The sequence below is a fragment of the Nannocystis bainbridge genome (genome assembly GCF_028368995.1).
GTDB lineage: Bacteria > Myxococcota_A > Polyangia > Nannocystales > Nannocystaceae > Nannocystis > Nannocystis bainbridge.
The window spans coordinates 563,247-579,871 of record NZ_JAQNDL010000001.1 but is presented as its reverse complement, the minus strand read 5'-3'; the positions used below and the strand labels follow the sequence as shown (position 1 = coordinate 579,871).

Below are 16,625 nucleotides of genomic sequence, written 5' to 3'. Positions count from 1 at the left end.
GTGTTCAAGCGCAGCTTCGTCAAGCCGGACGGGCGCGAGCTCCACCTCTATGGCCATTCGGCGGTGCCGGACGAATGCCGGCTCGAGGGTCCGCGCGGCGGCGAGGGCGGCTCCCACCTGCGCTGGCACCCGCTGCGCGGCGAGTGGGTCGTCTACGCCGCCCATCGCCAGACCCGCACGTTCTTGCCGCCGCCCGAGTACAACCCGCTGCTGCCGACCTCCGACCCGGCGCATCCGACCGAGGTCCCCGGCTGCCCGTGGGACGTCGCAGTGTTCGACAACCTCTATCCCGCGCTGGCGGCCACCGCCCCCGCGCCGCCGAAGACGATCGTCGACACCGGCCCCGGGATCGGCGCTTGCGAGGTCGTGGTGTTCTCGCGCGACCCCACGCAATCGCTGGGCACCCTGCCGCTGGCGCAGATCGAGCTGATCCTCGAGGTCTGGGCCGACCGCACCGCCGCGCTCGGGCGGCGCGACGACATCGCCTACGTGTTCCCGTTCGAGAACCGCGGCGTCGAGGTCGGCGTCACCCTGCATCACCCGCACGGCCAGATCTACGCCTATCCGTTCGTCCCGCCGATCCCCGCGCGCATGCTCGCCAACCAGGAGCAGTACTTCGCCCGCTGCGGCCGCAACCTCGCGCTCGAGCTCGTGCACGCCGAGATCGCCGCCGCCGAGCGCCTCCTCTACCACGGCCCACGCGCCGTCGCGTTCGTGCCCGTGTGCGCCCGCTATGCCTACGAGGTGTGGGTCACGCCCAGGGTCGCGTGCCCCTCCTTGCCCGCGCTCGACGGCGAGACCCGCAAGGACCTGGCGCGCGCGCTCAAGACCACGCTGCTCAAGTACGACGGCCTGTGGGCGCGCAGCTTCCCGTACGTGATGGCCTGCTACCAGGCCCCGAGCGACGGCCAGACGCACCCCGAGGCCCACCTGCGCATCGAGTTCTACCCGCCGTATCGCATGCCCGGGCGGCTCAAGTACCTGGCGGGCACGGAGGTCGGGGCGGGGGTGTTCACCGCCGAGACCTTGCCGGAGCAGAAGGCCGCCGAGCTGCGCGCCGTCGAGGTGAAGATCGATGACTGAGCGCGACGCCTTCACCGAGCTCTTCGGTCGCCCCAGCGATCTCGGCGCCAGCGCGCCGGGCCGCGTCAACCTGATCGGCGACCACACCGATTACAACGGCGGCTATGTGCTGCCGACGGCCTTGCCGCAGCGGACCTACGTGCAATTGGCGCTCCGGCCCGATCGGCGCGTGCGGGCCACCAGCGCCCAGCGGCCCGGCATCCGCGAGTACGAGCTCGGCGCCGAGCGCCGCTCCGGCGAATGGATCGACTACGTGCAGGCGATCACCGCCACCCTCGCGGCGACGGATCGGTCCCTCTCCGGCTTCGATCTCTACGTCGACTCCGACGTGCCCGTCGGCGGCGGCCTGTCGTCCAGCGCCGCCCTCGAGGTGGCGCTGCTGCGCGGCCTCCGGCGCGCCTTCTCGCTGACCTACGACGACGACCTGCTGGCCGCGCTGGCCCACCGCGCCGAGACCGAATTCGTCGGCGCGCCGGTCGGCATCATGGATCCGCTGGTCTGCAGCAAGGGCGACGAGGGCTCCGCTTTGTTCGTCGACACCCGCTCGCGGGTCGTCGAGCGCATCGCCCTGCCGCCAGACCTCGGGCTGGTCGTGATCGATTCGGGCGTCGCCCACGATCACGCGACCGGCGACTATCGGACGCGCCGCGCCGAGTGTGATCGGGCCGCGGCCTTGCTCGGGGTCCCGCAGCTGCGCGACGTCGAGGCCGGCGACCCGCGCATCGACGAGCTGCCCGAGCCGCTGCGGCGCCGCGCCCGCCATGTCGTGCACGAGAACCTGCGGGTGCTCGCCGCGACCACGGCGCTGACGGGCGGGGACCTGCCCGCGCTGGGGCGGATCTTCGACGCGTCGCACCGATCGCTGCGCGACGACTTCGAGGTCTCGGTCCCGGCGATCGACCTGCTCGTCGAGCTGGCCCATCGCCACCCTGCCGTCCTGGGCGCCCGCATCACCGGCGGGGGCTTCGGCGGGGCGATGATCATCCTCACCAATCGGGCCAGCACCGCCGCCGTCGCGCTCGACGTCGTCGCCGCGTACTCGGCGATGGCCCCGCACGCGCCAATGATCGTACTGCCGTGGTTGCATCGACCGGCGAACCGTCCCATGAACCTCGAATCATGAATCACCTCGATCAGGAGCAGGTCCCGAATCGATGGTCGCAGGGCCTCTCACGGGCCGCCGCGGACTACGCCCTCGTGTGCCTGTCGCACCTCCGCTGGGACTTCGTCTATCAACGCCCGCAGCACCTGCTGTCGCGCTGCGCCCGGGCCCGGCCGGTGTATTTCATCGAGGAGCCGCACCGCGGCGGCGCGCAGCCGCGGATCGAGCGCAGCCGGCGGGACTGCGGCGTGAACGTGATCGTGCCCCACCTGCCGCGCGAGGTCGACGAGGACGAGAGCGAGATGCTGTTGCGCTGCCTGATCGACGATCTGATCGTCGCCGATCGCCTGCGTCAATATGTCCTCTGGTACTACACGCCGATGGCGCTCGGCTTCACCCGGCACCTCGCCCCCGCCGCCACCGTGTACGATTGCATGGACGAGCTCTCGAACTTCTGGGGCGCGCCGCCGGCCCTGCGGGAGCGCGAGCGCGACCTGTTGCGCAGCGCCGACCTCGTGTTCACCGGCGGGCGCAGCCTCCACGAGGCCAAGCAGGTGGTGCGGCCGACCGCGTATCTGTTCCCGAGCAGCATCGACGTGAGCCACTTTCGCCGGGCGCGCGCGCCCCAGCCCGAGCCGCCCGACCAGCGGGAGCTGCGACGGCCGCGGATCGGCTACTGCGGCGTCATCGACGAGCGCATCGACCTCGATCTGCTGGCGGCGGCGGCCGACCTGCGCCCGGGCCTCGAGTTCGTGATGATCGGGCCGGTGGCCAAGATCGAGGCGTCGAGCCTGCCGAAGCGGCCCAACATCCATTACCTCGGGCAGAAGCCGTACGCCGAGCTGCCGGCCTACCTGGCCGGGTGGGACGCGGCGATCATGCCGTTTTCACGCAACGATTCGACGCGCTACATCAGCCCGACCAAGACGCCCGAGTACCTGGCGGCGGGGCGGCCGGTGGTGGCGACCTCGATCCGCGACGTCGTCGACCCGTACGGCCGCGAAGGCCTCGTCGACATCGCCGACGAGCCGGCCGCGTTCGTCGCCGCGATCGATCGCGCGTTGCAACGGCCGCGGCGCGGCGAGTGGCTGCAGCGGGTCGACGAATTCCTGGCGCGCGGCTCGTGGGACGACACCTGGGCGCAGATGGAGTCGCTGATCGGCGCCGCCGTGCGCGGCGACCTGTCCGGTGTCACGAGGGGCGGGGCATGTTCGACTATCTGATCGTCGGCGCCGGCTTCGCTGGCAGCGTGCTCGCGGAGCGCCTGGCCGCCGACGCGGGCAAGCGCGTCCTCGTCGTCGACCGGCGCCCACACATCGCCGGCAACGCCTACGATCATTACGACGACAGCGGCATCCTGGTCCACAAGTACGGGCCGCACATCTTCCACACCAACTCGAGCGAGGTGTTCGACTATCTGGGCCGGTTCACCGAGTGGCGGGCCTACGAGCACCGGGTCCTCGCCAGCGTCGACGGCCAGCTCGTCCCGGTCCCGATCAACCTCGACACCGTCAATCGCCTGTACGGCCTGCGCCTGTCCTCCAGCGAGCTCGAGCAGTTCTTCGCCGAGCGCGCCGAGCGGGTCGAGTGCGTGCGCACCTCCGAGGACGTGATCGTCAGCCGGGTCGGCCGCGAGCTCTACACCAAGTTCTTCCGCAACTACACGCGCAAGCAGTGGGGCCTCGACCCCAGCGAGCTCGACGCCTCCGTGACCGCGCGCGTGCCGGTGCGGAGCAACCGCGACGACCGCTACTTCGGCGACACCTACCAGGCCATGCCGAGCCGCGGCTACACCCGCATGTTCGAGCGCATGCTCGCGCACCCCAACATCAAGGTGATGCTCAACGCCGATTTCCGCGAGATCGTCGGCGAGGTCGGCTACCGCGAGCTGATCTACACCGGCCCGGTCGACGAGTACTTCGATCATCGGTTCGGCAAGCTGCCGTATCGCTCGCTGCGCTTCCGCCACGAGACCGTCGACAAGCCGGTGTTTCAGCGCGCGCCGGTCGTCAATTACCCCAACGAGCACCCCTACACGCGGATCACCGAGTTCAAGTACCTCACGGGCCAGGACCACGGCAAGACCAGCGTCGTCTACGAGTATCCGTGCGACGACGGCGACCCGTACTACCCGATCCCGCGGCCCGAGAACGCCGAGCTCTACCGCCGCTACAAGGCCCTCGCCGACGCGACCCCCGGGGTCCACTTCGTCGGCCGGCTCGGCACCTACCGCTATTACAACATGGACCAGGTGGTCGCTCAGGCGCTGACGCTCTACGCCCGGCTGCGCGGGTGACCCGAGGCCATGACGACGATCACCCGTCAGGAGCCGGCGCCGCTCGCCCTGTGGGGCGGCGTCGAATGTACGGTCAATCGCGTCGGCGATCGCGTGCACGATCAGCTGCACGCCAGCGGCCACCACCACCGGCCCTGCGACATCGAGAGGATCGCCGGCCTCGGGGTCCGCGCGGTCCGCTACCCGGTGCTGTGGGAGCGCACCGAGCCGAGCCCGGGCCGCCGCGAATTCGCCTGGTCGGATCGCCGGCTGAGGCTGCTGCGCGCGCGCGGGGTGACCCCGATCGTTGGGCTCGTGCATCACGGCAGCGGGCCGCGCCACACCGATCTGCTGGATCCGCAGTTCCCGCGGCTGCTCGCCGATTTCGCCGGCGCGGTGGCCCGGCGCTACCCGTGGGTCGAGCTCTACACCCCCGTCAACGAGCCGCTGACCACGGCCCGCTTCAGCGGGCTTTACGGCCACTGGTACCCCCATCATCGCAGCGACGCCTCGTTCTGCCGGGCGCTGATTCACCAGTGTCTGGCGACCCAGCGGGCGATGCGGGAGATCCAGCGCATCAACCCCGCGGCGCGGCTGCTGCACACCGAGGACCTCGGGGCCACGCTCTCGACGCCCGCGCTGCGGTACCAGGCGGAGTTCGAGAACCGGCGGCGGTTTCTTTCGCACGACCTGCTGGGCGGCCGGGTCGGGCGTGACCACCCGCTGTACCCCTATTTGCTGAAGTTCGGGGTGACCGAGGGCGAGCTCGCCGAATTGCGCGACCAGCCGCCGCCGGACCTGCTCGGCGTCAATCACTACGTCACCAGCGTGCGGTTCCTCGACGACCGTATCGAGCACTACCCGGCCGGCCTCGTCGGCGGCAACGGCCGCCACCACTACGTCGACGTCGAGGCGGTCCGCGTGTGCGACGACGCGGTGCCGGGCCCGTACGAGCTGCTGTGCGAGCTGGCGGCGCGCTACGGCCTCCCGATCGCCGTCACCGAGGCCCACCTCGCCTGCCACGTCGACGAGCAGATCCGCTGGTTCGACGAGCTGTGGCGCGCGGCGCTGCGCTGCCGCGAGGCCGGGGTCGACGTCCGCGCGGTCACGGCGTGGTCGCTGTTCGGCGCGTTCGACTGGCACTGCCTGGTGACCCGCGAGACCGGTCGATACGAGCCCGGCGCCTTCGACGTGCGCGACGGGACCCCGAGGCCCACCGAGCTGGCGCGCTACCTCGCGGGCCTGGCCCGCGGCGAGACCGCCCGCCACCCGGCGCTCGCGGTGCCCGGCTGGTGGCGCCAGCCGTCGCGCCTGATCTACCCGTCGCCCGCCAGCAGCGGGCGAGAGACCCCCCACCACGCGGACGCGGCCGTCCCGCCAGGAGCCTGAGCATGCACATCCTCGTCACCGGCGGCGCCGGCTACATCGGCAGCGTGGTCGTGGAAGAGCTGCTCGCGGCCGGCCACGCGGTCACCGTCATCGACAACCTCAGCAAGGGCCACGCCGACGCCGTGCCGCCCGAGGTCGAGCTGATCCGCGCCGACCTGCGCGAGCCGACGCGGCTGCGCCAGATCTTGCGCGAGGCGCGGATCGAGGCGGTGGTCCACATGGCGGCCGACTCGCTGGTCGGCGAATCGGTGCAGCGGCCCGAGAAATACTACAACAACAACATGGTCGCCGGCCTCGGCCTGCTCGACGCCATGGTCGAGGTCGGGGTGCTGCGCCTGGTGTTCTCGTCGACCGCGGCGGTCTACGGCGAGCCCGAGCGCCAGCCGATCGAGGAGACCGCGGCGACGCGACCGACCAATCCGTATGGCGAGACCAAGCTCGCGCTCGAGCGCGCGCTGGCGTGGTACGGCGGGGCCCACGGCCTGCGCTCGGCCTCGCTGCGCTACTTCAACGCGGCCGGGGCGAGCGCCCGCTGCGGGGAGGTCCACGATCCGGAGACGCACCTGATCCCGCTGGTCCTGCAGGTCGCGGCCGGGCGCTCGCCCCACGTGACAGTGTTCGGCGACGATTATCCGACCCCCGACGGCACCTGCGTGCGGGACTACGTGCACGTCGTCGATCTGGCGCGCGCGCACGTCCTGGCCCTGGACGGCCTGGAGCGCGGCAGCTGCACCTACAACCTCGGCTGCGGCGGCGCCGGCTACAGCGTGCGCGAGGTCCTCGACGTGGCGCGCGAGGTCACCGGGGCCGCGATCCCGGTCCGCGTCGGCGCGCGCAGGGCCGGCGATCCGGCGGTCCTGGTCGCCAGCTCGACGCGCATCGAGAAGGAGCTGGGCTGGCACCCGCGGCCCGGGGCGCTGGCCAAGATCATCGATTCGGCGTGGAGCTGGATGCGGGCGCATCCCCACGGTTATGCGCACAATTGAAGGCGAGCCCACGCGTCGCGTGAGCCCGCCTGCGGGTACGAGTCACCGGGTCATTGATTACCCTGGAGGTACTCGCGGACCCGCTCGGCCGAGGTCCCGACCGCCTGGACGGCCTCGCGCAGCTTCTCCGGGGTCGTATTGAGCGCTCTCGTCCACGAGCGGACTTCGTGCTCCTGGTGGACGTTGATGAGCTTGCGGTCCTGCGGACCGTTGATGTTCGGGTCGTCAGACATGGCTTCCTCCTCCTCCTCCCTTGCTTCCCTGTTCCGGTGTCACGCGGCCGCCGTGCGTCGCTGCTCGGCCGCCTTCATGTGTTCGATCCACGCGTCGCGCTCGCGCTCGTAAGCGTCGGCCAGCTGCGCCGCGTCGCGCTCCGACAGGCTCTGCTGGGCCAGCGGGAACATCTGCAGCTCCTCCTCGTCGACGTGGTGGCCGACCATGTCGGCGAGCACCTTGATCTTGGCCGTCCAGTTCTCGGCGTCGGTGCTGGTCCCGTCGAGCTCGGCCAGCAGGTGGTCGACCTGCTTGTGCTCCTCGATGCCCTCGCGGGTGATGTCGACGGCCTGCGACTCCTGCAGGAATCGCGGGTAGACCACGGCCTCCTCCGCCTTGGCGTGCGGCACCAGCTTCAGCTTGAGCTGGGAGTACAGCGCGAGGGCCTCGGCGCCCTCGGCCTCCTCGAGCTCGTGAAACAGCTCGCTGACCTCTTCGTGCTCTCGCTTCAGGATGTCGTAGATCGTTCGCTTCGTCATGACAAAATCTCCTTGTCGCTCCCCGCCCGCAGGCGGATGCAACTGCCACGAGAACTGTAGGCAGGAGACCGTGGCGAGCAAGCCGAGATCGAGCATTCGCGCGAGGGCTGCGAGCGAGGCGCCCGCCGGGCCCCGAATGCGAGGATCATCCGCCCGCCGCCGAACGAGTAAAAACCCCGGGAAAGTGACAGCGAGGCGGAGAGACCGGCTCGATTCATGGCACCCCGCGGGCCGGCCCGGCCGGCTCTGCTCGCTGTAGAGGTCCGAGGAGCGGCGGCGCGAACGATGGAAAATGCGCGCCGGGGACCGTTGCGGCCCGCGCGCGGTGGCGCTGCGAACGGTCGTGGTCGCTGGATCCCGGCCATTTCTCGACCTTCTCCGGCGGGGGGCGCGAGGGCGGGGGGCGACGCGGGCCCCGGCGCCTCCCGGCCGAGCTCGCACGATCGGCGACGGCGAGTTCGTTGCACCCGCACCGCGATCGCTCAGGTTTGCGGTGGTCGTGGCGGCGGCGGGAATGCGAGCGGTCGCCCGCGAATTTTCATCGCACTGGAGAACACCGTCATGAGAGCACTGTGCTGGCACGGCAAGGGCGACGTCCGCGTCGACGATGTCCCCGATCCCACGATCCTCGACTCGCGCGACATCATCATCCGGGTCACGGCCACGGCGATCTGCGGCTCGGACCTGCATCTCTATGACGGGTTCATGCCGACCATGGAGTCCGGCGACATCCTCGGCCACGAGCCGATGGGCGAGGTGGTGGAGGTCGGCAAGGCGGTCACGAACCTCAAGAAGGGCGACCGCGTGGTGGTCCCGTTCGTGCTCGCCTGCGGCTCGTGCTTCTTCTGCCGGCGCGGCGAGCACAGCGGCTGCGACGTCAGCAACCCGAACGCGCACATGGCCCGCGAGGCGATGGGCCAGTCGCCCGCGGGCCTGCTCGGCTATTCGCACATGCTCGGCGGGTTCGCCGGCGGGCAGGCCCAGTACCTGCGGGTGCCCTACGCCGACGTCGGCCCGATCAAGATCGACTCGGGGCTCAGCGACGAGCAGGTGCTGTTCCTCTCCGACATCTTCCCGACCGGCTACTTCGCGGCCGAGCTGTGCGGCATCGAGCCGGGCGACACGGTGGCGATCTGGGGCTGCGGGCCGGTGGCGCAGATGGCGATCCGCAGCGCCTGGATGCTCGGCGCGGGCCGGGTGGTGGCGATCGATCGCGTGCCCGAGCGCCTGCGCATGGCAGAGGCCGGCAAGGCGGAGACGATCAACTTCGACGAGACGAAGGTCTACGACCGACTGATGGAATTGACCGGCGGCCGCGGCCCCGATCGCTGCATCGACGCCGTCGGCTGCGAGGCCCACGGGGCCGGCAGCGCCGACGCGGTGATGGACAAGGTCAAAACCGCGGTCAACCTGGCGACCGACCGCGCCCACGTGCTGCGCGAGGCGATCATGTGCTGCCGCAAGTTCGGCACGCTGTCGATCCCCGGCGTCTACGTCGGCGCGGTCGACAAAATGCCGATGGGCGCCGCGGTCAACAAGGGCCTGACCTTCCGCATGGGCCAGACGCCGGTCCAGCGCTACCTGCGGCCGCTGCTCGAGAAGATCGAGGCCGGCGCGATCGACCCGTCGTTCGTGGTCACGCACCGCCTGCCGCTCGAGCAAGCGCCCGAGGCGTACAAGACGTTCCGCGACAAGCAGGACGGCTGCATCAAGGTGGTGCTGCGGCCCTGAGCCGCGCGCGGCGCCAGCCCGCCGGCGCTGGCGCCGTAATTCTCGCCGCGATCGAATGGTCAGTCCGGCGAGGACACGATGACCGCGAAAGCATAGAGTGCGCCCCGTGACCACGCATCAGAGCATGCCCCTCGGAAATTTCTCGGTCAGCCTCACCGTCAAGGACCTCGCGGTGTCCCGCAGCTTCTATCAAAAGCTCGGGTTCGAGGTCGTGGCCGGCAACGGGAGCAGCTACGCGATCCTCAAGAGCGGGGCGGCGATCGTCGGCCTGTTCCAGGGGATGTTCGAGCGCAACATCCTCACGTTCAACCCCGGGTGGGACAGCGACTGCAATAGGCTGCCGGCGTTCGTCGACGTGCGCGAGCTGCAGCGCCGGCTCCGCGCCGAGGGCATCGAGCCGATCACCGCGGCCGACGAGACGACGACCGGGCCGGCCAGCTTCGTGGTCGTCGATCCCGACGGCAACCCGATCCTGTTCGACCAGCACGTGTGAGCGCGCCGCATCGGCGGCGCGAGGCAGTTCAGCCGTCGCGCCTGGCGTCGACGGCTCGCGCGAGCGCAGGCGCGGTAGTGGGTAGTTCGGCACCCGGCCCGCGAAACTGTTCCGAGCCACGACGGGGCTCCGGGCGCGCTCCGCAGGCGGGGCTCACCCGACGCGCTCGTGCGGGTCGCCTGGTCGTCTGTCGTCGCCCTCCAGCGCCGGGTGGGGCATCTCCCCAACAGCCGCTATCGTCTGCCGGCGTTCCCACGACCCAACGCCACACGCAGTAGGCGTCGCAGGGAGGACCGGGTCCACAGGCGAATGGAGTCGCTGGCGCCGAGTGGATGCGCGGACGAACTTGGTAAAGCCGAGGATCCACAGGACCCCCAGGGCCTTCGTCCACCAGCCTGGGTAGAACATGAAGACGAGGAACGCGAGGTGGAAGACGTGATGGACCAGGCGGTCGTATCTCCCGAACCACCGGGTCATGAAGTCCTCGTAGTCATCGAGCCCGCTCAAACGAGAGACGGGCGCACGCACTTCCTCCGTCGATGAGGTCTCTATACCCGCATCAGCGACCAGCACGCGCCGATGAAGCTGGGCGAACCGCCTGCGGGCAAGCCGCTCCACGAGCCCCCCCCAGAGTTGATGGTATAGGTAGAAGCCCAGCGCGGTCTGCCACCAGGCCACGTTAAAATGCAGCGTGAGCGGAAAGACGAAGACGGCGAAGGGCAACCAGAAGATGAGCGCGATGGGTGTCAGCAATGCCCGCGCCCAGAATTGGTCAGTCGGCAACCAGCCCCAAGGCTGGGGGGGGAGCGGCGTATAAACCCTGAGCGCAGACATGGGCCCCGTCTCGGCTAGTTCTGCGCCTTCTTGCATTTGTCATGCACGATGGCCCCGGTCTGCGTCCCCAGCCCGCCGCCCAGAGTGACACAGGCGGCGGTGCCGAGGCCTGACGTTGCCAATTCGCAGCCAGCGAACACGCCGGCGGAAATTGCCAGGAAGCTGATTCCGGCCGCGAGACCGCAAAGCAGCCCTCGCGTCTCCGCCAGGGCCTTGATGACGACCTCGTGGTCCCAGACCTGATAGACGCTTGCGACCAGGAGATACGCTTCCTCATCGGTGAGAGCGCCGAACGCGGTGCTCTCCGTGATGACTTTGCCGTCTACGAATTTCTGCTCGGCGAGCACGCGCTGGTTGAGAGTCAGTCGCGCCACGCCGGTACCCTCCTCGCCCATGCGCATGGTAATTGTCACGTGACCGAGCGCGATGGGATAATCGACCTGCATGTGGATTCCGTGCGCGGTCTCCACGAAGGCGTCGACATGATGAAGGTCGATCGACAATTCGAGGTCGTTCAACACGGCCTCGAAGTCAGCCTCGGTGACATCGTTCGCCCTGGCCGCCCTGTCCAAGAACTCGTCCGGCGTGGCGGGCGCGGGACCGGCAGCGGGCGCCGCGAACAGCGAGACGGCGATGAGGAGTTCGGTGAGCATGTCGCGCCCATGGCAAATGCTGGGCCGATCACAACCGGACGTCCATAGATTCCCGGCCGCGATGTCGGCGCGGAGCAGTTCCGCCGGCCGGACGGGCGAGAGTCGCAGCCTCCGCCTGTTTGTGGGATGAGCGGGGACGGCCGGGCCGTCGACGCGGCGCTCGCCGCTGTGCGAGCAGGCCGCCCAGGTTCAAGGCGCACCGCTGAGCCGGTCCGCTAGAAGCGGAGCCCGAGCCCGCCGGTCCACGCGACGCGGCCCTTGAGGCTGCGCAGCTTCCGGGCCCCGACGCCGATCCCCGCGGCCGAGGCGAGGGTGCAGCTGAAGGTGGCGCCGAGCATGGTGTATGCGCCGCTGCGCGAGCGGTCGTTGAATCGATCGCGGCCTGCTATCAGGGCATAGGTGATGAAGCCGAAGCCGGCCGAGCAGAGCGTGGCGAGGATGATGCCGCCGGCGAGCAGCCCGCGCGCCTGCCGGAGCTCGCGCTTGGCCGGGGGCAGCGGCGGGCGACGCGGGCGACGCGGCTTCTCGGCGGCGATCTGGATGGTCTCCACCACCGGCAATACGGTCGGAGTGTCGGGTGCCTCGGCGGCGACCTGGGCGGTCTCGGGGCTCGTGGGCGGCTCGCGCGGCTCGACGGGCACCTCGGTGACGATCTCGTCGGTGCCCGGGCGCGCGGGGCTGACCCACACGTCCAGCGGTTCGCTGGCGAGCGGTGCGCTGCCCAGGGGGGCTTCGAGCGGCGGTTCGCGGGCGAGCGTCGCGGCGTCCGGATCGTCGGCCCGCGCGAGCGCCGTCGGCGTGTCGGCGAGGAGCCACGCGAGCGCCAGCAGGGGCGCCGTGAAAGCCTCGATGAAGCGCCGCTCTCGCATGCTCGCGATCTGAAAACAGATGTACCACCGGCGTCGGCGCCGGCGCTGGATTTCGCCGGCTCGAACCTGCGCGCGCAGCAGGATCGAGCATTTCGGACGGCCCGCACGCGCGGGCTGTCCTCAAACGGACGGGCTCGCGAGCGCCGCCCGCGAGCCCGTGCACTGCGGGCTCGCCGAGCGGGCCCGCATCGCCGGCCGATCAATCGATCAGCTTGAACTCGATGCGGCGGTTCTTGGCCTTGCCCTTGGCGGTCGCGTTGGTGTCGATCGGCTGCTCGGGGCCGAAGCCCTTGGGCACCAGGCGCTCGGCGTCGATCCCGTGCTCGATGAGGTAGGTGCGGACCGCCTCGGCGCGGCGCTGCGAGAGGTCCATGTTGTGGTCGCGGTCGCCGTCGGCGTCGGTGTGGCCCTCGATGCGCCAGCGCGTCTCGGAGTACTCCTTGAGGACCTTGATCGCCTTGTCGAGGATCGGCTTCGAACGCGGCTTGATCGAGTCCTTGTCGACGTCGAAGTAGATGCCCTGGAGCACCCCCGAGATCTTCTTGACCGCCTTCGGGATCTCGTCCGGGCAGCCGTCGCTGTCGGCGATCTGGTTGTAGACCTCGGGCTGGTCCGGGCACTTGTCGAGCTTGTCGATGATCCGGTCCTGATCGCGGTCGGGGCAGCCCTTGAGCTCGCGCGGGCCCGGCTCGCTCGGGCACAGGTCGATGTCGGCGGCCGCCACCGGCTGGCCCGGATCGAAGAGGCCGTCCTTGTCGGTGTCGATGAGCGGGCAGCCCTGGCTCTCGCGCGGGCCCGGCTCCTGCGGGCACGCGTCCTCGTCGGCCGCCGCGACCCCGCCCTGGCCGGGGTCGTACAGGCCGTCGCCGTCGCTGTCGCGCAGCGGGCAGCCCCGGTTCTCGCGCGGGCCGGGCTCGTGCGGGCACGCGTCCTCGTCGGCCGCCGCGACGCCGGCCTGGCCCGGATCGTAGAGGCCGTCGCCGTCGCTGTCCCTCAGGGGCGCGGCCGTGTCCTTGTGCTTGCCGAGCCGGAGCGACAGGCCGAGCAGGACCTCGAGGTTGTTCGAGCGCGCGTTGCCGACGCCGCGCGCGGTGGCGACGTTGTCGACGATGTCGAGGCGCAGCGCCAGCAGGCGATTGACGTAGAACTTCACGCCGCCGCCGATGTTGAGGGTCGGATCGATGTCCCGGCCGAGCGTCGGCGAGCTGATGCCGAGCAGGCCGAAGCCGACGCGGACGAACGGCGCGATCCGGTACGGGAGCTGGGCCACGGCGACCGGGCGGAAGGTGTAGAGCGTCGCCGAGCTGCCGTCGGCCACCCGCATCGGCATGACGCCGCCCTCGAGCTCGAGGCCCAAGAAGCTCAGCGGGTAGTAGCCGACGCGCAGGCCGACGTCGGCGCCGGCGCGGCCGAGGCGTTGATAGCCGAAGCCCTCGACGCGCAGGTCCGGCTCGTAGAACTCGTGGCGGGCCGAGGGCAAAAAGACGCCGCCGTAGATCCCGAGCTCCCACGAATTGCGGACCGGTCGGTAGCGCTTGATCCACGGGGTCGAATTGTCGCTGGCGCGGGCGCCGGTCGAGGCGGCGGGCGCTGCAGGGGCCGCCACGGCCGCGTCTGCGGAGGCGGCGGCGGCGGGCTCCTGGGCGGACGCCGGTCCGGCGGCGAGCGCCGTCGAGAGGAGCGCTGTCAGGGCGAGGGTGCGAGCGGTTGCGGGGGTCGTCATGAGGGTCCGCGTCGTGGAGTGGGGGAAGATGGGGCTAGTTGCAGGTGGGGCCGAACGTGAGGTCGTCGACCGGCGCCGCGAGGTCGGCGAGCTTCGTGAAATCATTGGAGCCGTCGAGCGCGATCGACAGCAGCGAGGTCTGGTCGCACGAGAGCGCCAGCTTGGAGGTCGGGTCGTACTCGAGGCCGCTGCCGTGCGGCTCCTGCGAGACGTCGGCGATGCGCGTGGCGGTGCCGTCGTCGGGGTTGACGACGTAGATGCCGCCGGAGATCGAGTCGGAGACGAGCAGCCGCTGCTCGTGGCAGTCGAAGGCCATGCCGCAGTCGGCCACGTTGAGCGTCTTGCCCTCGAAGGTCAGCGGCTTGATGTTCTCGGGCGAGAGCGAGCCGTCGGGGTTGAAGCGCAGCAGCTGATCGACCTGGCCGTCGATGCCGTAGAGGTCGCCGGCGCGGTCGAAGGTGATGCCGCAGATGTTCTTCTTGTGCGCGGCGGGCAGCGGCGTCGGGGTGCCCGCGCCGCAGTAGTCCATCGTCATCAAGCGGTCGCGGAACGCCAGCGCGGCGTAGACGGAGCCGTCGACCGGGTGGACCGCGAGGCTGGTCGGGATCCACGGGTTCAGCAGCCCGACGTCGACCGAGGCATAAGGGGTGAGCGAGCCGTCGGCCGGGTCGACCTCGAGGATCTCGCCGGTGGTGATCGGGGCGGTGACGAGGACGTTGTGGCTCGGGTTGAGGACCGGGTTCTGGTCGTAACAATCGCTGCCGGGGGTGACGCCGGGCCCGGGCGCCGCGTCGCCGTGGTCGTCGTCGTCCTCGTCCTTCATGCAGGCGTCGGCGTCGTCGTTGGGCGCGGCGCCGGGGAAGGTGGTCGCGCCGTTGTCGTCGCAGTCGGTGCCGGGGGTGACGCCGGGGTTGGTGGGCATGTCGTCGCCCCAGTCGTCGCCGTCGGCGTCCTTCATGCAGGCGTTGGCGTCGTCGTTGGGCGCGGCGCCGGGGAAGGTGTCAGCGTCGCCGTCATCGCAATCGGGCCCGGGGAACTCGGCCGGGTAGGCGTCGCACATGGAGAGCCAGCCGTCGCCGTCGGCGTCGGTGCAGCCGTCGCAAGTGGCCCAGGCGCTCATGTTGGTGTCGTCGCAGTCGGTGCCGGGGACCACGCCGCCCATGCCCTGGCCCGGGGGGTTGTTGTCGCCCCAGTCGTCGCCGTCCTCGTCCTTCATGCAGGCGTCCGGGTCGTCGTTGGGCGCCGCGCCGGGGAAGGTGCCGCCGCTGCTGTCGTCGCAGTCGCTGCCGGGCACGATGCCGCCGCCGCCGCCGCCGCCGCCGCCGCCGGGGTTGCTGTCACCCCAGTCGTCGTCGTCGGCGTCGCTCATGCAGGCGTCCGGATCGTCGTTGGGCGCCGCGCCGGGGAAGGTCTTGCCGTCGCCGTCGTCGCAGTCGCCGTCGTTGTCGACGGTCCCGGGCGGCGGGGTCTGTCCCGGCGGGACGTCGGTGCATTTCGAGGGATCGCCGAAGCCGTCCATGTCGGCGTCGACGCACCACTGGCCGCCGTCTCCGCCGGTCGTCGGGGCCGTCATCGTCTCCGAGGGGTCGGTCGTGCCGTCGGTCCCCGCGGACTCGGTCGCCGACAGGGCGGCGACGCAGCTCGCGTCCTGCTGCCAGGCGAAGCCGTCGTCGCTGCAGACCTTCTGACACCCCGTGGCGAGCGCGAGCTCGAGCAGCAGGCCGGCGGCGAAGACCGTCGCTCGTGAACCGATGAATGGGAGGCCCGGGCGACGGAGAGGCTTGGTACGCAGCGCGATCATGCTAAATCCTGGGATCGTGGGGAGTCGAAATATTAGGGACTCCCCTGCTGCTACTGCAAGGTCCCATCGCTGCCGCGCAAGTCGGCCGAACGAGGCCGTGGGGTGCCTCTGGGCGCCCATGGGCGCCCAGGCACAGAGCCGGCGGCCACTGCGCGTACTGGTGATTCCGGGTCCGCCTGCGAATGCCGAAGCCAGCCTCCGGACCGTTCAATCCAGCGATAGCGACGGTTCGGGCGCTCGTTCATGGAGCGAGGCGGCCGATCCTGGAACGATTGAAAGGCTGCCCGCGCGACGCGGCGGGCTCATCGGGGCGCCCGCAGCTGCCATGACGTCACGGACCCTGTCGCGCACGCCAGGCTGAGCCGTTCGGGGGCGGGGAACCGGCGGCTAGCAGCCTGTCCAGGAAATCGCGTGGCTGAAGACGCGGGCCCTGAAGATCTGGGTGACGGCGGGCACGGAGCGCCAAGCGTCGAACCTTGCACGGCGACAAGCGGGGCCGGCGACGCTCTCCGCAGGCGGGCACGGAGCGGCGGCGTGGGACGCAGGCGGGGAGTAGCACTTGGCCCGAATTCCTGCCTCAGTGCAGGAAGTCGGGACCGCTTGCGTCGGGTTGCAATTTCTTTGCAACCGGCTTCGCGGGCGTGAGCGCCCGCTCGAGATCGAGCGCGTCGACCGTCGACCGCCTGAGCGGTAAGCGCGATCTTCTCCAGGTGAATGTAGTATTTCATTGTCGTTTCCAGGTTTTTATGCCTGGCGAACGCCTGGAGCGCGTAGGGCGAAACCCCACGCCTGGCGAGGACGGACAGGACCGAGTGCCGGATCCGGTGAGGGCCGAAAGCCTCGAGATCGGCGTTGGTCTGCATGCGGCAGACCCGGTTGGCGGCGGCCTTGTCGTTCCACGAAAGACCTGGACCTCACCGTTCTGGAGCAGGCG

At 70.4% G+C, this 16,625-nt stretch carries 15 protein-coding genes and 1 pseudogene; 8 read left to right on the top strand and 8 right to left on the bottom strand.

Annotated elements, in window-relative coordinates; translation table 11 throughout:
* Genes galT through galE form a run of 6 tightly spaced genes read left to right on the top strand, consistent with a single transcriptional unit; the run spans window position 1 to window position 6,835 of the window.
* Window positions 1-1,083, top strand: a complete 1,083-nt coding sequence (gene galT, locus POL25_RS02290) for a galactose-1-phosphate uridylyltransferase (protein ID WP_272084127.1) — start codon at window positions 1-3, stop codon at window positions 1,081-1,083.
* Complete coding sequence (galK, locus tag POL25_RS02285; RefSeq protein WP_272084126.1) at window positions 1,076-2,206, top strand: galactokinase; 1,131 nt, start codon at window positions 1,076-1,078, stop codon at window positions 2,204-2,206. Before galT ends, galK begins: the two co-directional genes overlap by 8 nt.
* Complete coding sequence (locus tag POL25_RS02280) at window positions 2,203-3,408, top strand: glycosyltransferase family 1 protein (protein ID WP_272084125.1); 1,206 nt, start codon at window positions 2,203-2,205, stop codon at window positions 3,406-3,408. Before galK ends, POL25_RS02280 begins: the two co-directional genes overlap by 4 nt.
* Window positions 3,393-4,481, top strand: a complete 1,089-nt coding sequence (gene glf / locus POL25_RS02275) for a UDP-galactopyranose mutase (RefSeq protein WP_272084124.1) — start codon at window positions 3,393-3,395, stop codon at window positions 4,479-4,481. The genes POL25_RS02280 and glf overlap by 16 nt, the downstream gene beginning before the upstream one ends.
* Window positions 4,482-4,490: 9 nt before the next feature.
* Complete coding sequence (locus POL25_RS02270; RefSeq protein WP_272084123.1) at window positions 4,491-5,849, top strand: family 1 glycosylhydrolase; 1,359 nt, start codon at window positions 4,491-4,493, stop codon at window positions 5,847-5,849.
* Window positions 5,850-5,851: 2 nt separating this feature from the next.
* On the top strand, window positions 5,852-6,835 hold the full coding sequence (gene galE, locus POL25_RS02265; RefSeq protein ID WP_272084122.1) for a UDP-glucose 4-epimerase GalE: 984 nt from the start codon (window positions 5,852-5,854) through the stop codon (window positions 6,833-6,835).
* Window positions 6,836-6,885: 50 nt separating this feature from the next.
* Here the strand turns inward: galE and POL25_RS02260 are convergent, their stop codons facing one another.
* Window positions 6,886-7,068: a DUF3606 domain-containing protein gene (locus tag POL25_RS02260; protein ID WP_272084121.1), complete on the bottom strand. Its 183-nt coding sequence runs from the start codon at window positions 7,066-7,068 to the stop codon at window positions 6,886-6,888.
* A gap of 39 nt (window positions 7,069-7,107) precedes the next feature.
* Window positions 7,108-7,587: a hemerythrin domain-containing protein gene (locus tag POL25_RS02255; protein ID WP_272084120.1), complete on the bottom strand. Its 480-nt coding sequence runs from the start codon at window positions 7,585-7,587 to the stop codon at window positions 7,108-7,110.
* Window positions 7,588-8,148: 561 nt separating this feature from the next.
* Here POL25_RS02255 and POL25_RS02250 point away from each other — a divergent pair.
* Window positions 8,149-9,318, top strand: a complete 1,170-nt coding sequence (locus POL25_RS02250; RefSeq protein WP_272084119.1) for a zinc-dependent alcohol dehydrogenase — start codon at window positions 8,149-8,151, stop codon at window positions 9,316-9,318.
* A gap of 124 nt (window positions 9,319-9,442) precedes the next feature.
* Window positions 9,443-9,811: a VOC family protein gene (locus POL25_RS02245; RefSeq protein ID WP_373372080.1), complete on the top strand. Its 369-nt coding sequence runs from the start codon at window positions 9,443-9,445 to the stop codon at window positions 9,809-9,811.
* A 153-nt stretch (window positions 9,812-9,964) separates the two neighbouring features.
* On the opposite strand, the gene POL25_RS02240 is transcribed toward POL25_RS02245, so the two are convergent.
* From POL25_RS02240 to POL25_RS44820, 6 genes and pseudogenes are all read right to left on the bottom strand, one after another.
* On the bottom strand, window positions 9,965-10,564 hold the full coding sequence (locus tag POL25_RS02240; protein WP_272084117.1) for a hypothetical protein: 600 nt from the start codon (window positions 10,562-10,564) through the stop codon (window positions 9,965-9,967).
* A 95-nt stretch (window positions 10,565-10,659) separates the two neighbouring features.
* Window positions 10,660-11,298: a hypothetical protein gene (locus tag POL25_RS02235; protein ID WP_272084116.1), complete on the bottom strand. Its 639-nt coding sequence runs from the start codon at window positions 11,296-11,298 to the stop codon at window positions 10,660-10,662.
* A gap of 215 nt (window positions 11,299-11,513) precedes the next feature.
* The gene (locus tag POL25_RS02230; protein ID WP_272084115.1) at window positions 11,514-12,167 is read right to left on the bottom strand and encodes a hypothetical protein; all 654 of its coding nucleotides are present in this window, start codon (window positions 12,165-12,167) and stop codon (window positions 11,514-11,516) included.
* Window positions 12,168-12,366: 199 nt separating this feature from the next.
* A complete protein-coding gene (locus POL25_RS02225) occupies window positions 12,367-13,890 on the bottom strand; it encodes an OmpA family protein (protein WP_272084114.1) in 1,524 nt (507 codons plus the stop codon).
* A gap of 34 nt (window positions 13,891-13,924) precedes the next feature.
* On the bottom strand, window positions 13,925-15,691 hold the full coding sequence (locus tag POL25_RS02220; RefSeq protein WP_272084113.1) for an NHL repeat-containing protein: 1,767 nt from the start codon (window positions 15,689-15,691) through the stop codon (window positions 13,925-13,927).
* A gap of 302 nt (window positions 15,692-15,993) precedes the next feature.
* A pseudogene (locus POL25_RS44820) lies at window positions 15,994-16,569 on the bottom strand (tyrosine-type recombinase/integrase); the annotation flags it as partial.
* Window positions 16,570-16,625 lie beyond the last annotated feature (56 nt).

Coding starts and splice junctions, on each gene's coding strand:
- galK (WP_272084126.1), top strand. CDS start 1,076: ATGACTGAGCGCGACGCCTTCACCGAGCTCTTCGGTCGCCCCAGCGAT.
- POL25_RS02280 (WP_272084125.1), top strand. CDS start 2,203: ATGAATCACCTCGATCAGGAGCAGGTCCCGAATCGATGGTCGCAGGGC.
- glf (WP_272084124.1), top strand. CDS start 3,393: ATGTTCGACTATCTGATCGTCGGCGCCGGCTTCGCTGGCAGCGTGCTC.
- POL25_RS02270 (WP_272084123.1), top strand. CDS start 4,491: ATGACGACGATCACCCGTCAGGAGCCGGCGCCGCTCGCCCTGTGGGGC.
- galE (WP_272084122.1), top strand. CDS start 5,852: ATGCACATCCTCGTCACCGGCGGCGCCGGCTACATCGGCAGCGTGGTC.
- POL25_RS02260 (WP_272084121.1), bottom strand. CDS start 7,068: ATGTCTGACGACCCGAACATCAACGGTCCGCAGGACCGCAAGCTCATC.
- POL25_RS02255 (WP_272084120.1), bottom strand. CDS start 7,587: ATGACGAAGCGAACGATCTACGACATCCTGAAGCGAGAGCACGAAGAG.
- POL25_RS02250 (WP_272084119.1), top strand. CDS start 8,149: ATGAGAGCACTGTGCTGGCACGGCAAGGGCGACGTCCGCGTCGACGAT.
- POL25_RS02245 (WP_373372080.1), top strand. CDS start 9,443: ATGCCCCTCGGAAATTTCTCGGTCAGCCTCACCGTCAAGGACCTCGCG.
- POL25_RS02235 (WP_272084116.1), bottom strand. CDS start 11,298: ATGCTCACCGAACTCCTCATCGCCGTCTCGCTGTTCGCGGCGCCCGCT.
- POL25_RS02230 (WP_272084115.1), bottom strand. CDS start 12,167: ATGCGAGAGCGGCGCTTCATCGAGGCTTTCACGGCGCCCCTGCTGGCG.
- POL25_RS02225 (WP_272084114.1), bottom strand. CDS start 13,890: ATGACGACCCCCGCAACCGCTCGCACCCTCGCCCTGACAGCGCTCCTC.
- POL25_RS02220 (WP_272084113.1), bottom strand. CDS start 15,691: ATGATCGCGCTGCGTACCAAGCCTCTCCGTCGCCCGGGCCTCCCATTC.